We start from the raw sequence: 15,650 nt of genomic DNA on the forward strand, positions 1-15,650 counted from the left end.
GCTATACAATTCCCCTTTCTAACCTTGTTAAATTAGGTCTAAGATGAGTGAGAAGTTGAATGCGATCGACAACAATGTAATTGTTCTCATTAATGTAGGCACATTCTGCCCCTTCCGCCCCGTCTTCTTTCTCTTCAGGAGCGCGCGTTGTCACGTCGCTAATCCGAAGCTGCATTGGATTCATAACAGAAGCTGCAACAACAGCTTCTGCATCCCCATAATATCCAGCATGTGCAATACCTCGTAATGCTCCAATAATAAAAATATTTCCTCCAGCAATAACCGTCCCGCCTGGATTTACATCACCAATTAATAATAAATCGCCTTTTACATGCAATATTTGACCTGAACGAACAATCTTTGAAACAGAAACAATTTCTGTTTCTTCTTTCCATGCCAATGCTTGTTCTTTCGTTACAACATCACTCTCAATAGAATCTACAACTAAATTCTTTTTATTACGAATTAATGTACGCAATTCTTCCTGCTGTACTTCTGTCACATAACGATTCCCAACTTTGACCTGAACTTCAATTAACGATCGTCCATCCCCCTCGTAATAATGGGTGGAAAGCTTTTCGTCAAGTTCTTGCAGCAATTCGCGAAATGAACAGGAATCATCAAGATGTAATGCTAAACCATCCTTTGTTCCTTTTATAGTCACATATTGTTGCTTTTTTTCTGTCACCAATGCTCACCCCACCGATTCAATTCGACATAAAATCAGAAAATCCTTTTTTCTTTTTCTTCCATGGCTTCTGAAAGACGTAAAATATATCTTCTCAGTGGGAAACAAAACAGTAGTAAAAAAATGCCGTTTAATAACAACGTTGGAAGAAGACGGTCTGTGAAAAAGATATGCGCTGACATTTGAACACGACCAATTAGCGTCAAAAATCCATACACATAATACTCCAGCGCGGCAATGCTCGCTAATACAATACAGAACACAATAAAAAGGTTCAGTTGTAAAATTCGCATCGCATGATATACAAGATAAGCTAAAATCGGATAAGCAAATATATACACACCAACTAGCTCTGTATGCACCATATCAAACAAAAATCCAAATAATAGTCCATAGTAAATACCTTGTACAGAATTATAGTAAATTGTAATAAAGCATAAAACAATCATTAAAAAATGCGGAGCTACGACTGTATTCTTCCAAAAAAGACTCGTTGGTACAAAGGTGGAAAACATGCTCTCGAGTACAAACACGAGAAGAAGTAGAAGAGGAAGAATTGCTTTTTTTATACTCATCTCTTCCCCCTCCTATTTCCCTAGATCGACTGTCGGCATTTCTCGTTTTGCGACCATAACATTATCTACATCATTTAAATCTGCTGCAGGTTTTACATAAGCAGTTTGTGTTAATCCGTATTCATCTGATGTCACATCGACGATTTGCCCAATAACCAACCCTTCTGGGAACACACCACCGTAGCCAGAAGTTACAACCATTTGATCCTTCTCTACTGGTACACCAGATGGGATTTTTGTAAAGAGAAGCAATTGCTTCTCTTTATCGTATCCTTCAATTAACCCGAAAACACGCTTATCCCCTTGTACAACAGCTGAAATACGATTTGTTCTATTTAAAGAGCTTAATAGTTCAACTGTTGAAGTGAATTGTGAAACGCTTTTTACTTTTCCGACTAAACCTTTTGATGTAATAACAGCCGAATCTTTTTGAATACCTTGTTGCGCGCCTTTATCAATTGCAATTAGGTCATACCATTTATCTGGATTGCGGTTAATAATAGTTGCTTGAACCGGATTATAATTACGAAGCGAATCTTTTTTCCCAACAATATCACGAAGATCTGCATTTTCTTTCTCTAAGTCTTTCACCTTTACGGACAATTCTGCATACTTGTCCAAGTTTGCTTTTAATTCTTTATTTTCTTCATACGTGCGCTTTACATCTTGTACGTTCTCAAAGAATCCGGCAACATAATTCGCTGGCTTTTGAAATACACGTTCTACAACTCCTACGGTATCCTTTACAAACTGCTCTGGCCACGTTAGATTTTTCCGTTCTTTCAATGAGATCCCGATCAATGCCACGAGAAGAATGATACTAACTAACAAAACAATTAATCTTTTGTTTAAGAAAAACTGTGGCACGTTCACACCCTCTTAAATTTACTAATTTTTATGCTGAAATAATGGATTTTATCGAGCAGTTTTGAAAAGATGGATATTGTCTAACGCTTTACCTGTTCCAATTGCTACACAATCTAATGGATTTTCTGCAACAAGAACTGGCATATTTGTTTCTTCGCTAATTACTTTATCTAAATTACGAAGCAAAGCACCACCACCTGTTAAAACAATTCCGCGGTCCATAATATCTGCCGCTAATTCTGGCGGAGTTTTTTCTAATGTATTTTTCACAGACTCAACAATCGCATCTACTGTATCTTTTAAAGCTGCTGCAATCTCTTCTGGGCGAATTGTTATCGTTTTTGGTAATCCTGTCACTAAGTCACGACCGCGAATGTCCATTGGCTCAACACCTTCTACTTCGCCTGCAGAGCCGATTTCTAATTTTAATGCTTCTGCTGTTCGTTCCCCAATCATTACGTTGTAGCTTTTCTTAACATATTGAATAATCGCATCATCCATTTCATCACCAGCAACACGAACAGATTGGCTTGTTACAATACCACCTAGCGAGATAATTGCAACTTCTGTTGTACCACCACCAATATCAACAACCATACTTCCTGTTGGTTCCCAAACAGGTAAGTTCGCACCAATTGCTGCTGCAAATGGCTCTTCAATTGGATATGCATCACGTGCGCCTGCTTGACGAGTCGCATCAATTACTGCTCGTTTTTCAACAGCTGTAATACCAGATGGTACACATACCATTACATAAGGCTTGCGAGAGAAAAAGCCGTTTGATTTTTGTGCTTGTTGAATATAGTATTTCATCATCGTTGCTGTTGTTTCATAATCAGCGATAACACCGTCTTTCATCGGACGAAGTGCTACAACATTTCCAGGTGTACGACCAATCATTTGTTTTGCATCGTTACCAACTGCAACAATTTGTTTTGTATCTGTTTGCAATGCCACAACAGACGGCTCGCGTACAACGACGCCTTTCCCCTTCACGTATACAAGCGTATTCGCTGTTCCTAAGTCTATTCCAAGATCACGAGTAAAACTACCAATTCCAAACATATCATGTATCTTCCTTTCTAATTTTAACAAAAGTACTTTATTTGTTCTTTTAAATACTATTATATTTATATAAAACATAACGTTTTTATATGTTCTTTGTTATAGTGTAGACGAAAGCCTACAAAAAACTCATAACTCACATTATAAAACAAAATAAAGAAAAAAAATAGTCTTAAATATGACCTTTATCTTTTAAACTAACAAATTTATGGTCACCAATTATAATATGATCGAGAATTTCAATCCCGATAATTTTCCCGCATTCTACAAGTCGTTTCGTTACCTCAATATCTTCTCGGCTTGGTGCGGGATCGCCTGAAGGGTGATTATGAAGACATATAATAGAGGCAGCAGCGCGGCGGAAAGCTTCCTTGAAAACCTCGCGCGGATGCACAATTGACGCATTCAAACTTCCAATAAATACCGTTTGTCGATGCATCACTTGATTTTTCGTATTTAAATACAGACACACAAAATGTTCTTGTTGTAAAAAGCGCATCTCCTCCATCATGTAGCGTGCGCAATCTTCTGGATTGCGAATGCTATATCTATTCTGATACTCTAATCGTACCATTCTTCGTCCAAGTTCAAAAGCAGCAATAAGTTGGGATGCTTTTGCCATCCCAACGCCGTGAATGCTTGTCATTTCTTCGATTGTTGCATCTTTTAACATTCGTAATCCATCAAAATGATGCAAAATTCGATTCGCTAATGTTAAAACCGACTCCTCTTTTGAACCCGTTCGAAGTAATATAGCGAGAAGTTCTGTGTTTGATAAGCTGCTTGCTCCTTCTAGCAATAAACGCTCCCGTGGTTGATCTTCTTTCACAACATCACGAATGCAGCTCATATTTCAGCCTCCTTTACATATTAAATTGTTTTAATTCACGCATAACACGTGCAATTGGCAAGCCGACAATCGCATAATAATCACCTTGTATATGATGAACAAAAATAGCACCTTTTCCTTGTATACCATAGCTACCAGCTTTATCAAGCGGTTCTTTCGTTCGTACATATGCATCGATTTCTTCTTCTGTTAATTCCCAAAACGTTACTTCTGCACGCTCATAAAATGTCACTGTTTTTTCTTTTGAAATAAGAGCGACTCCTGTATATACTTCATGTGTTTTCCCTGATAAGAGCTGCAACATTTCTTTCGCTTCACCCTCATCTACTGGTTTTCCCAAAATACGCGATTCATACGTAACAATTGTATCCGCACCAAGCACAACACAGTCTTCGTAATTCTTTGCTACAGCAGATGCTTTTTGCAATGCAAGCGACATCACGATATCATGCGGTAATGAATATGCTCCAATTATTTCTTCTACATCGCTAATTACAACGTCAAACGACATATCTACTAGTTCAAGTAATTCTTTACGCCTTGGTGAACCAGACGCTAAAATAAGTTTTTTCATACGTTCTCCTTTCGTTTTCCAAATTAGCAGGAAGATACAACATAACCATACTAAATGTATATATTCTCCTCAAATTTTGAAAATATCGTTTTTCTTTTTAAAAATACAAAAAAAGGAAAGAAGCTTAACCCCCCCTTCCCTTTCTTCAGCTTAAACAGATGATTTAAAAAAACTCCCCCCCACTAATATAATAGTTCACATGCCAGCAGTTATCTCGCACTTCACTTCTCTCTGATTTTTGTGGTGAGGTCTTACTGCCCGCGAATAGCTGGATAATGAGTTAAATATTATCTAATTATTATACGTTTTTATTTTTTGTGAAACTATTTTTTCATAAGAAAGAAAGCTATCTACTAAAACTTGCTGCAATTTTGTTATTGTTTCCACATCTTGTTTTCCCTCTTGCATTGTCTGTACAGCCACTGATGCATACGTAAATAATTTTTTTACATCGTCTCGCTTCAATGCCTTTTCCTCTTTTTTCATTGCCTTCCATTCATTTTCAATTTGTTCTATATCTGTTTTACTTATTTTATTCCCTGACTGTATCACAGCTGCTTGTTGCAGCAATTTTCCATACAATGATTGTAACTTTTCAAAAAACGGTCCGTACTCTTGATTCCCTTTTAGAAGTGCTTGATCCGCAATCTCCCATTTCTTTTTCATTACTGATATATCTTTTTGTTTATATTGCTCCATCATCTGCATAACAGATTGTTCATCATTTGCCATTCCAAGAACGAGTAAATATTTATCTCCTGATTGCATAACCGCTCCAGGGACTCCTTGTTCTTGTAAACCCTGGAGCGATGCCTGTCCCTTTTCTTTAGTAGAAAATACTCCGCCCTGCACAAAATAAATAGTAAGCGGTGATAAAGCTGCTGATGCTGCTTTCTTTTCTTCTTTTTTCTCATTTGTTGATTGTTTTGTCTCATTTTTCTCTGTAACATTTGCTACTGGGGCTGTATTTTCACGAACTGTTTCTTGACCTGTTAACAAGTGGAGCATTCCCATTCCAAATCCTGTCCCAATTACAATCGCTATGGATACTGTCAAAATGAAAGTATTATTCCATCCTTTTTTCCCTTTTTGTATGGAAGATAATACATTTTTTTGAAACGGCACAACATTATTTGTCACTGTATTTGCATTCTCTGGCAGCACCCACTCAAACTCTTCTTTCTTTTGCTCGTGTTCTTTCTTTTGCTCATGTTCTTTCTTTTCTAAATAATTTGCTTCCGTTCCATTCACTTTAATTGAAATTGTTCGCGATTGCTTGTCCATACCCCCACTCCTTACTTCTTATCATTGCCAGCATCGTATCATACTCGTTTCAAAAAAGAACGAGATATTTGTCAAAGAGATTCGCCAAATTATCCTATATTGTTATCTTATATGTATGCTTGCGTCTTTATTTGTAGAACTAAAAAACTAGACAGTTTATTTCTGTCTAGTTTTTTGAATAACGTATTTACGAGCTTCTGATATGAAGTAAAGAGAACCTGTTAGTAAGAAAACATCATCTTCTTGTAGAGAAGCTATTGTTGTATCAATCGCTTCCTGCCAATTCTCAAAAATATGTTTCGATTCTCGTTTCGAATAAGCAGCAAGAGCCTCAGCAGAAATTGCACGATCGAACGTAAACGTCGTAAAGATCATTTCATCTGCAATTGTTTCTAACTGTCCAACCATTGTATCCAATTGTTTATCTCCAAGTGCTGTAAATAAAACGACAATTCGCTTTTCACTATAGTGGGCACGAACTGTTTCTACAAGGCTATGAACTCCTTCTGGATTGTGAGCACCATCAATAATGACATGTGGTTTCGCAGCAAGTTGTTCAAAACGGCCAATCCAGTATGCTTCAGCTAACCCTTTTCGAATATGCTCCTCATCAATTAAGAACGCTTGATACACTTTTAAATACGTGATTGCCATCAAAGCAAGCGCAGCATTTTGCACTTGATGCTGACCTTTCATAGAAATAAGAAGGTCTTCATATGTATGGAATGGAGACGAAAATGTAAATTGTTCACCTTGTATCTTTGTAAAAAGATGTTCTACTTTAAATTGATTCCCAAGTTCATATAAATTAGAACGCTTTTCTCTTGCAACAGTACGAATAACTTCTAACGCACCACCTTGCTCCACACCTGTAATAACAGGAACACCTGATTTAACAATTCCCGCTTTTTCAAATGCAATATCTTCTAATGTATCTCCTAGAATATGCATATGATCATGACCAATATTTGTAATGATGCTCAGTACAGGGTGAATAACATTTGTTGAATCAAAACGCCCTCCAAGACCTGTCTCAAATAAAACGATGTCACACGGATTTGTCTTTCCAAAATAATAAAGCGCCATAACAGTAATGATTTCAAATTCCGTCGCTTCACCTAAATCCGTTTCATCTAACTTTTCCACCACAGGCTTGACCATATTTACGAGATCTGTAATTTCTTGATCTGAAATCGGTGTACCATCAATACTAATCCGTTCATTAAACGTTTCGATATACGGTGAAGTAAAGGTTCCTACTTTATACTCTGCCTCCTGTAACATATAGCGCATATATGTGAGAGTAGACCCTTTTCCATTTGTTCCCGCAAGATGAACACATTTTATATGTCGCTCTGGATTTCCAAGTTCCTCTAGCATCCATCGCATGCGTTCTAGCCCTGGTTTAATCCCAAATTTTAAACGACTATGAATCCAGTCGATCGCTTCCTCATATGTATGTATCATGTATGCTATTCCCCTTTCAAATCAGCAAAAAAACGAACCAAGACAATAGAGTATCTCAACTCTATTATACGCAAATAAAAGAGACTCACCAATATAGTGAGTCTCTTTCGAATAACTTTATTTTTGAAGATCAGCTAAACGTTGGCGAACTGCTTCGCGTTTTTCTAGATAATCTTGTTCTTTCGCGCGTTCTCCCTCAATAACTGCAGCTGGAGCTTTTGCTACGAATCCTTGATTTGAAAGTTTCTTTTGTACACGCTCTACTTCTTTATCGAACTTCTCAAGTTCTTTTTCAAGACGTGCTTTTTCTTCTTCAAGGTTAATAAGGTCAGCCAATGGTAAGAATAACTCTGCACCTGATACGATTGCAGTCATTGCTTTTTCCGGCGCTTGTAAATCCGTTTGAATTGTTAATTCACTTGGATTACAGAAGCGCTCAATGTAAGAGCTGTTTTTTGTAAGTTGAGCTAGTACTGCTTCGTCTTTTGCTTTAATTTGCATTTGAACTTTTTTGCTCATTGGCGTATTTACTTCTGCACGGATGTTACGAACAGAGCGAATGATATCAACTAGAAGGTGCATTTCTGCCGCAGCTTCTGTATCTTGTAAATCTTCGCGAACTGTCGGCCATGCAGCTACTGTAATAGACTCACCTTCATGCGGTAAATGTTGCCAAATCTTCTCTGTTGCAAATGGCATGAATGGGTGTAATAGACGCATTGTTTGGTCTAATACGTAAGCTAAAATAGAACGAGTTGTTTTCTTAGCTGCTTCATCTTCACCGTATAGTGGAAGTTTCGCCATTTCAATGTACCAGTCACAGAAATCATCCCAAATGAAGTTGTATAATGAACGACCAGCTTCACCGAACTCATATTTATCCATGTTACGTGTTACACTTTCGATTGTTTCGTTTAAGCGAGTTAAAATCCACTTATCTGCAACTGATTTTTCACCAGTTAAATCGATTTCTTCATACTTCATGTCATCCATGTTCATTAATACGAAACGTGATGCGTTCCAAATTTTATTAATGAAGTTCCAAGTAGATTCTACTTTTTCCATGCTGAAGCGTAAATCTTGGCCTGGTGCACTTCCTGTTGATAAGAAGAAACGCATTGCATCTGCACCGTACTTCTCGATAACATCCATTGGGTCAATACCATTACCAAGAGATTTACTCATTTTACGTCCTTGCTCATCACGAACTAAACCGTGAATTAATACGTCTTTAAATGGGCGCTCGCCTGTAAACTCTAAACCTTGGAAAATCATACGAGATACCCAGAAGAAGATGATGTCATAACCAGTTACTAAAGCATCTGTTGAATAGTAACGTTTGAAGTCTGCTGCATCTTCATTCGGCCAACCAAGCGTTGAGAACGGCCATAATGCTGAGCTAAACCATGTATCAAGTACGTCGTTATCTTGGTTCCAGTTTTCAATATCTGCTGGTGCTTCTGTACCTACGTATACTTCACCAGTCTCTTTATGATACCAAGCTGGAATGCGGTGTCCCCACCATAATTGACGAGAAATACACCAGTCATGAATGTTTTCCATCCAGCGTAAGTATGTGTTTTCAAAACGATCTGGTACGAACGTTACTTTTTCTTCTTCTTTTTGTTGAAGTTCAATTGCTTTTTCTGCAAGTGGTGCCATTTTTACGAACCATTGTGTTGATAAGTAAGGCTCAACAACTGCACCGCTGCGCTCACTATGACCCACTGAGTGCATATGAGGCTCGATTTCTACTAATACGCCAGCTTCTTGTAAGTCTTTTACTAACTCTTTACGGCATTCGAAACGATCCATACCGTTGTACTTACCAGCTCTTTCATTCATCGTTCCATCTTCGTTCATTACTAAGATGCGTGGTAAGTCATGGCGATTACCTACTTCAAAGTCATTCGGGTCATGGGCTGGTGTAATTTTTACAACGCCTGTTCCGAAGTCTTTCTCTACGTACTCATCAGCAATAATCGGAATCTCACGACCTACGATTGGAAGTGTAACTGTTTTTCCGATTAAATGTTTGTAACGATCATCTTCTGGATGAACTGCTACTGCTGTATCACCAAGCATCGTTTCTGGACGAGTTGTTGCAAGGCGAATGTGACCAGAGCCGTCTGTTAACGGATAGTTCATATGGTAGAATGCACCTTGAACTTCTTTATGAATTACTTCAATATCAGAAAGTGCTGTGCGTGTTGCTGGGTCCCAGTTGATAATATATTCACCGCGGTAAATTAAGCCTTTTTCGTATAATTGAACGAATACTTTATTAACCGCATCAGATAAACCTTTATCTAATGTGAAACGCTCACGAGAATAATCTAGTCCTAAACCAACTTTCCCCCATTGCTGACGAATATGAGAAGCGTATTCTTCTTTCCATTCCCACGCTTTTTCAAGGAATTTCTCACGGCCAAGATCGTAACGTGAAATACCTTCTTCACGAAGTTTTCCTTCTACTTTCGCTTGTGTTGCAATACCAGCATGGTCCATTCCTGGAAGCCATAATACATCGTAACCTTGCATACGCTTTGTACGAGTTAAAATGTCTTGAAGCGTCGTATCCCAAGCATGACCTAAGTGCAGCTTACCAGTTACGTTTGGAGGCGGGATTACAATTGTATATGGTTGTTTCTTTTCATCTCCTGTTGCTTCGAAATATTTGCCTTCAAGCCACCATTGATAGCGGCCTTCTTCAACGGACATATGATCATATTTAGTCGGTAAATTCTTTTCCGTGTTTGACATTATTTTCCCTCCTTCAAAATAAAAAATGTCCCTCATCCAAAAAGGACGAGGGACATCGTGGTACCACCTTTATTTACAAACAAATTCAAAATTTGCTTATACTCTTGATTTGATAACGGACAGATCCGTCTTTTCCTAATGAGAATGACTCCGTTCAGAAAAGATGCTCCAGGGCTACCTTCTAACATGACTATCTAGAGAATCTCACAGCTAATAATTCTCCTCTCTGCAGACGTTTAATGTTATACTCTTCCCCTTCAACGCATTTATATAATTGTTATTTATTATATACAACAGTGTAAAAAACGAAACCACATTCGTCAAGATAAAAATATTTTTCGACTTACATCTATACTTATTACATTCTATTTTCAATCAGCTTAACCAAGTTTTTTATACCATATGCAAAGAAAATGAAAAAAGTGTAACACAAGCACACTAGACGCTTACCCTGCATAATGTAATATCACATTTATTCTTCTCTTATGATTCCATACTAGAGGAGTTTCTAATACGGAGGACCATTATGCGACGTTTTCGACGCACGTACAACTTTTCAGCCCCTTCATGGCTAAGAAATATACAAACGATGTTTTCTGACTTTGCAATCCCGCTCACGATTTTCCAAGGCATTCGTACGTTGCTTCTGCCTACGTTTTTAGATTTTGTCATACTTGTTATTTTCGTAGCAGCAACGATTCGCTTACATTTTCAGCCGTAACCTCTTCTTGAGGCTACGGCTAATTTTATCCCGCTATTCGCGGGCAGTAGGACCACACCCTAAGAATCAGAGAGAAACGAAGAAAATAAGTGGGAGATGAAGAAAACCCTCACTGATGAAAGCTTCACTTTATTTTGAGTTCTTCGCTTCTTGCTCAGAAGCCTGAAGCTGTGCCACGAAATATTCAATATTACTTATAAGCCAATGTGCTTGTTGAAGCATTTTCACATCATGTAGCTCCTTTGTTTCGTTACGGACATTTCGAGCATTTGTATATGAATGCACTTGCTTTATAAATGTTTTTGGATAAGCTAAATATGCAAACATAAGTAACTTTTCTTCCTTTGTAAACGCAAAATTCTTTTGATAGATTTGGTACCACTCATATCGATCACTTCTTGCAATTGGATATGTGTTGAAGGAACGTGAATAAAACTGAACGATATCTTGAACTGGGGTAGCAAACTGCGCATCTTCTAAACTAATAAAATAACCGTTCCGCTGATAATCAAATAAAAAGTGATTCATGGAAACATTGCCATGAATAAATGAAATACGTGTTTTTTCTTTTTCTTTCATCGCTTCATGCCATTCTGTAAACCGTTTCGTCGCAAATTCATGGGCACGAAGCGCTTGATGAAAGTACGTACAATACTGCAATTCAAACGGAGACATATACCACTTCGCTTCAGATTCAACTAAAAACTGCTCTAATAGAACTCCATCTTGTTCCCAGCGGTTTGAAATAGTATCAAAATGTTCTTGAAGTGCTTCTTCCGTCACTTCCTCCTCTCGCACCGTTTTTCTGTGCATCAAGGCAAGTGTTTGAAACATTTTATGATACTGATCATTCTCTTCGCCTTGTCCTTCTGCACTTCCTAGCCAAGGCATTAAATAATAACTATGTTCACCATCCGTTAACACGTGCCTTCCATCTTTCGTATGGTAAATCGGTGCAAAATTCGTAAAGCCCTTTTCTCGTAAAAATTGAACATAATACATAAGGTTACTTCGTTCTAATTTCTGAGGGGGTAATTTTTTCAGCGCATATGGACCTTGGCTCGTATAAATTTTTATTACATTCCCATATTCCTCAATATGTTCAGGAGCTAATTGATATAGCTGCAAAATAGAAGCATAACGGTCTCGCAATTCCATGTCCATACGAACAACGACCCTTTCTACAGGAGCATAAGGTGAAACTTACATCAGTGAGGGCTTCATCCCCACTGATGTAAATCCTGCCCAATCGGGCACATACCAGCAGTTATTCCCGCCTGTCTCCTTCGCTTCTCTCTGAATATTGAGATAGGGGTTTACTGCCCAAAAATAGCGGGATGAAAAAGCAAAGAGGTGAGGAAGATTCCTCTTCACTCACTTTGTTTTCACTTTTGGTACTGGTATATACAAAATTTGTCCTGCTGTTAAATATATATCATCCGTTTGATTTATACGGTGTAAATGTTGAACAGAAGTATCATAGCGCTCTGCAACGGATTCAATCGTATCGCCTTCCTGTACAAAATACAATCTCAGCTTTGTAAATTCATCTTCCGGCTGCTTTGCAAATAATTTTGTTAAATATAACGCATTTTCATCCCGCTGTGAGTATGAAATTTCTTCTTGCGCCTCCTCATTGACAGCTTCCTGTTTTACTTTCGTTTCCTTACGTCCAAAAAACAGCTGCGGCGCGACTTCTTCTTGCTTTTCCTCCTCGACCTCGATTTCTTGCTCCTCTTCTAGATCAAGCTCTGGTTCTTGACGAGCTTCTAACTGAAATGGCTCAAAGGCATAATCTTCCCACTCATCAGTCTCTACCAACTCTTCTTCCTCTTTTTCTTCTTCTCTTATTGCTGCCTCGTCTCTTACTTCTTCCTCTTCTCTTATTACTGCCTCGTCTCTTATTTCTTCCTCTTCCTCTTCACGCTCTTCATCACACAATCCATAGATGGAAATATCCGCCAAAAGCTGCAAGCATCCACTGTCCAACAATTCATAATCAAATTCTTCAATATCCACATATAAATCTTCGACTTGCTTCACGCGTCCTCTTGGAATAGAAATCTCTAACGGGAACGAATGTACCAATTCATTTATACCATCTTCACGTGTTTCAACATAATCTACAGCGCGAACTGGTGATAATTCTCGCAATGAGAAAACCTCTGTTTCTTCCTTTGCAATATATTCCCCTGTTAAATCAAGCTGTCCACTTACAACAATTTCATATTCACGCTCTTCTATAACAACATCAGGATCTAACGAAATAGAAAGTAACTCATTGACTTCCTGTCCTTTTTGAAACCAGACAGATTCTTTTAACGAAAACCGTAATGAAGTTTGTTGATCTGCTGCCACTTCGTATTCCCCCTCCCAAACTATATGTCATTACAGATTTATGTGAGAAATAGGGACTTTATGAATAAAAAAATCGCTCTCACTTGAGAGCGATTTTAATACTACATATTTAAAAGAATAAAAAAGCTAACAAATTAACCTTTTAATTTAGACATAGCAATTTCTGCAGCAGCAATTGTTGCCTCGATATCAGCATCACTATGTGCTGTTGATAAGAACAGTCCTTCAAACTGAGAAGGTGGTAAGAATATGCCTTGTTCTACCATTTCACGGTAATATGCCGCAAAATATTCTAAATTAGACGCTTTTGCTGTTTCATAGTTAATAACCTTTTCATCTGTAAAGAAAATACCAACCATAGAACCAGCACGGTTAATACAATGCGGAATATCATATTTTACAGCAACTTCATGTAAACCTTTTTCAAGTATTTCTGCTTTACGTTCAAATTCTTTATAGCTCTCCGGTGTTAATTGGACAAGCGTTTCATATCCAGCTGTCATTGCTAATGGATTACCAGATAATGTACCAGCTTGATAAATCGGTCCACTTGGTGCTACTTGCTTCATAATTTCAGCTTTACCACCATATGCCCCAACAGGAAGTCCACCGCCAATGACTTTTCCTAAACACGTTAAATCAGGTGTTACTCCAAAATATCCTTGTCCGCAATTATAAGCCACACGGAATCCCGTCATAACTTCATCAAAAATTAGAAGTGCACCGTATTCTGTTGTAACATCGCGAAGTCCTTGTAAAAATCCTGGAAGCGGCGGTACAACGCCCATATTTCCAGCTACCGGTTCTACAATGACACACGCAATATCATCACCGAACTGTTCAAAAGCGTATTTCACGCTCTCTAAATCATTATAAGCAACAGTAATCGTATTTTTCGCAACACCTTCTGGTACACCCGGGCTATCTGGTAAACCAAGCGTAGCAACGCCAGAACCAGCTTTAATTAAAAGGGAATCTCCATGCCCGTGATAGCAACCTTCAAATTTCAAAATTTTATTACGCCCTGTGTAACCACGCGCTAAGCGAAGTGCACTCATTGTCGCTTCTGTTCCAGAGTTTACCATACGTACAATTTCAATAGACGGTACGCGATCGATTACAAGCTGCGCTAATTTATTTTCAATTTCTGTTGGCGCACCGAAGCTTGTCCCTTTTTCTACTACCGCTTTTAACGCCTCAACAACCCGGTCGTTGGAATGCCCATGAATAAGCGGGCCCCATGATAATACATAATCAATGTATTCATTTCCATCAATATCATAAACTTTAGAGCCTTTTCCACGCTCCATAAATAATGGATTCATACCGACAGATTTAAATGCACGCACTGGGCTATTTACACCACCTGGCATTAAATCTTTTGCTGTTTCAAAAGCTTCAATCGATTTATCAAAACTTTTCATTATCGTGCGCTCCCTTCTTGTAACCATCTCGCTGCATCTTTTGCATGATATGTAAGTATTAAATCTGCTCCAGCACGCTTCATACTTAATAATTTTTCAAGAACAATATCTTTTTCATTAACCCAGCCATTTTGTGCTGCCGCTTTAATCATTGAGTATTCACCACTCACATTATACGCAACAACCGGAAGATTAAAGTTATTTTTCACATCACGAATAATATCTAAATAAGAAAGCGCTGGCTTCACAATTAAGAAGTCTGCTCCTTCCATTACATCTGACTCAGCTTCGCGGAACGCTTCTAAGCGATTCGCTGGATCCATTTGATATGTTTTACGATCACCAAATTGCGGTGCACCATGTGCAGCATCACGAAACGGTCCATAAAAAGCAGACGCATATTTTACTGCATATGACATAACTGGAACATGAGCAAAACCGTTTTCATCTAACGCATGACGAATAGCCGCTACAAATCCATCCATCATATTAGATGGCGCAATAATATCTGCACCTGCTTTTGCTTGACTTACTGCTGTTTTTGCAAGAACCTCTAACGATTCATCATTTAAAATAATTCCATCTTCAATTACACCGCAATGCCCATGACTCGTATATTGGCATAAACATGTATCTGCGATTACAACTAATTCTGGAAATTGCTCTTTAATTTGTGTAATTGCTCGCTGTACGATACCATGCTCACAATACGCAGAAGAACCAACTTCATCTTTTTCAGCAGGTATACCGAACACGATAACTGAACGAATACCTAAATCAACAACTTCTTGCATTTCTGCTTGCAAATGGTCTAAAGAAATTTGAAATACACCCGGCATAGAAGAAACTTCATTACGTTTGTTTTCTCCTTCTACAACAAAAATTGGATAAATGAAATCTTCTGTATGTAAATGTGTTTCACGCACAAGAGCACGCATACTTGCACTTTGTCGTAAACGACGATGACGGTTAAATTGTAAAGGATTCATAACTTTTTCCATCTCCAATTCTTAA

At 38.1% G+C, this 15,650-nt stretch carries 14 protein-coding genes and 1 other annotated feature; of the genes, 1 reads left to right on the plus strand and 13 read right to left on the minus strand.

Annotated features, from left to right (window positions below; all coding sequences use genetic code 11):
• Nucleotide 1 precedes the first annotated feature (1 nt).
• The 9 genes from minC to AB1284_RS17460 all read right to left on the minus strand — a co-directional run bounded on the left by minC (nt 2) and on the right by AB1284_RS17460 (nt 10,133).
• The gene (gene minC, locus AB1284_RS17420; protein ID WP_429753720.1) at nt 2–688 is read right to left on the minus strand and encodes a septum site-determining protein MinC; all 687 of its coding nucleotides are present in this window, start codon (nt 686–688) and stop codon (nt 2–4) included.
• A gap of 35 nt (nt 689–723) precedes the next feature.
• Complete coding sequence (mreD, locus tag AB1284_RS17425; RefSeq protein WP_429753719.1) at nt 724–1,263, minus strand: rod shape-determining protein MreD; 540 nt, start codon at nt 1,261–1,263, stop codon at nt 724–726.
• A gap of 12 nt (nt 1,264–1,275) precedes the next feature.
• Entirely contained in the window at nt 1,276–2,130 is an 855-nt protein-coding gene (gene mreC / locus AB1284_RS17430) for a rod shape-determining protein MreC (protein ID WP_429753718.1), read from the minus strand.
• Between the two features lie 48 nt (nt 2,131–2,178).
• The gene (mreB, locus tag AB1284_RS17435; RefSeq protein ID WP_429753717.1) at nt 2,179–3,195 is read right to left on the minus strand and encodes a cell shape-determining protein MreB; all 1,017 of its coding nucleotides are present in this window, start codon (nt 3,193–3,195) and stop codon (nt 2,179–2,181) included.
• Nucleotides 3,196–3,367: 172 nt separating this feature from the next.
• Complete coding sequence (gene radC / locus AB1284_RS17440) at nt 3,368–4,045, minus strand: RadC family protein (protein WP_098305083.1); 678 nt, start codon at nt 4,043–4,045, stop codon at nt 3,368–3,370.
• Nucleotides 4,046–4,058: 13 nt separating this feature from the next.
• Nucleotides 4,059–4,619 (minus strand): Maf family protein, encoded by a 561-nt coding sequence (locus tag AB1284_RS17445; protein ID WP_429753716.1) that lies wholly within the window; start codon nt 4,617–4,619, stop codon nt 4,059–4,061.
• A gap of 291 nt (nt 4,620–4,910) precedes the next feature.
• The gene (locus AB1284_RS17450; protein WP_429753715.1) at nt 4,911–5,903 is read right to left on the minus strand and encodes a stage II sporulation protein B; all 993 of its coding nucleotides are present in this window, start codon (nt 5,901–5,903) and stop codon (nt 4,911–4,913) included.
• Between the two features lie 156 nt (nt 5,904–6,059).
• On the minus strand, nt 6,060–7,370 hold the full coding sequence (locus AB1284_RS17455) for a bifunctional folylpolyglutamate synthase/dihydrofolate synthase (protein ID WP_429753714.1): 1,311 nt from the start codon (nt 7,368–7,370) through the stop codon (nt 6,060–6,062).
• A 117-nt stretch (nt 7,371–7,487) separates the two neighbouring features.
• Nucleotides 7,488–10,133, minus strand: a complete 2,646-nt coding sequence (locus AB1284_RS17460) for a valine--tRNA ligase (protein ID WP_429753713.1) — start codon at nt 10,131–10,133, stop codon at nt 7,488–7,490.
• Between the two features lie 38 nt (nt 10,134–10,171).
• Nucleotides 10,172–10,403 (minus strand) — a binding site (T-box leader).
• A 256-nt stretch (nt 10,404–10,659) separates the two neighbouring features.
• Between AB1284_RS17460 and AB1284_RS17465 the strand changes: the two genes are divergently transcribed.
• Nucleotides 10,660–10,854: a hypothetical protein gene (locus AB1284_RS17465; RefSeq protein ID WP_336481826.1), complete on the plus strand. Its 195-nt coding sequence runs from the start codon at nt 10,660–10,662 to the stop codon at nt 10,852–10,854.
• Between the two features lie 129 nt (nt 10,855–10,983).
• Here the strand turns inward: AB1284_RS17465 and ysxE are convergent, their stop codons facing one another.
• The 4 genes from ysxE to hemB all read right to left on the minus strand — a co-directional run bounded on the left by ysxE (nt 10,984) and on the right by hemB (nt 15,625).
• A complete protein-coding gene (gene ysxE / locus AB1284_RS17470; RefSeq protein WP_429753712.1) occupies nt 10,984–12,018 on the minus strand; it encodes a spore coat protein YsxE in 1,035 nt (344 codons plus the stop codon).
• Nucleotides 12,019–12,228: 210 nt separating this feature from the next.
• Nucleotides 12,229–13,212 carry a stage VI sporulation protein D gene (gene spoVID, locus AB1284_RS17475; protein WP_429753711.1) on the minus strand — a complete coding sequence of 328 codons (984 nt, stop codon included), beginning with the start codon at nt 13,210–13,212 and terminating at the stop codon, nt 12,229–12,231.
• 134 nt (nt 13,213–13,346) lie between these two features.
• Nucleotides 13,347–14,636: a glutamate-1-semialdehyde 2,1-aminomutase gene (gene hemL, locus AB1284_RS17480; RefSeq protein ID WP_429753710.1), complete on the minus strand. Its 1,290-nt coding sequence runs from the start codon at nt 14,634–14,636 to the stop codon at nt 13,347–13,349.
• Entirely contained in the window at nt 14,636–15,625 is a 990-nt protein-coding gene (hemB, locus tag AB1284_RS17485) for a porphobilinogen synthase (protein WP_429712044.1), read from the minus strand. Before hemB ends, hemL begins: the two co-directional genes overlap by 1 nt.
• Nucleotides 15,626–15,650: the final 25 nt, after the last annotated feature.

The organism is Bacillus sp. S2(2024) (assembly GCF_050474045.1).
Taxonomy (GTDB): domain Bacteria; phylum Bacillota; class Bacilli; order Bacillales; family Bacillaceae_G; genus Bacillus_A; species Bacillus_A yunxiaonensis.

Bases quoted from the DNA above. Each gene is read 5' to 3' on its own strand.
- mreD (WP_429753719.1), bottom strand. From the start codon at position 1,263: ATGAGTATAAAAAAAGCAATTCTTCCTCTTCTACTTCTTCTCGTGTTT.
- mreB (WP_429753717.1), bottom strand. From the start codon at position 3,195: ATGTTTGGAATTGGTAGTTTTACTCGTGATCTTGGAATAGACTTAGGA.
- radC (WP_098305083.1), bottom strand. From the start codon at position 4,045: ATGAGCTGCATTCGTGATGTTGTGAAAGAAGATCAACCACGGGAGCGT.
- AB1284_RS17445 (WP_429753716.1), bottom strand. From the start codon at position 4,619: ATGAAAAAACTTATTTTAGCGTCTGGTTCACCAAGGCGTAAAGAATTA.
- AB1284_RS17450 (WP_429753715.1), bottom strand. From the start codon at position 5,903: ATGGACAAGCAATCGCGAACAATTTCAATTAAAGTGAATGGAACGGAA.
- AB1284_RS17455 (WP_429753714.1), bottom strand. From the start codon at position 7,370: ATGATACATACATATGAGGAAGCGATCGACTGGATTCATAGTCGTTTA.
- AB1284_RS17460 (WP_429753713.1), bottom strand. From the start codon at position 10,133: ATGTCAAACACGGAAAAGAATTTACCGACTAAATATGATCATATGTCC.
- AB1284_RS17465 (WP_336481826.1), top strand. From the start codon at position 10,660: ATGCGACGTTTTCGACGCACGTACAACTTTTCAGCCCCTTCATGGCTA.
- ysxE (WP_429753712.1), bottom strand. From the start codon at position 12,018: ATGGACATGGAATTGCGAGACCGTTATGCTTCTATTTTGCAGCTATAT.
- hemL (WP_429753710.1), bottom strand. From the start codon at position 14,636: ATGAAAAGTTTTGATAAATCGATTGAAGCTTTTGAAACAGCAAAAGAT.
- hemB (WP_429712044.1), bottom strand. From the start codon at position 15,625: ATGAATCCTTTACAATTTAACCGTCATCGTCGTTTACGACAAAGTGCA.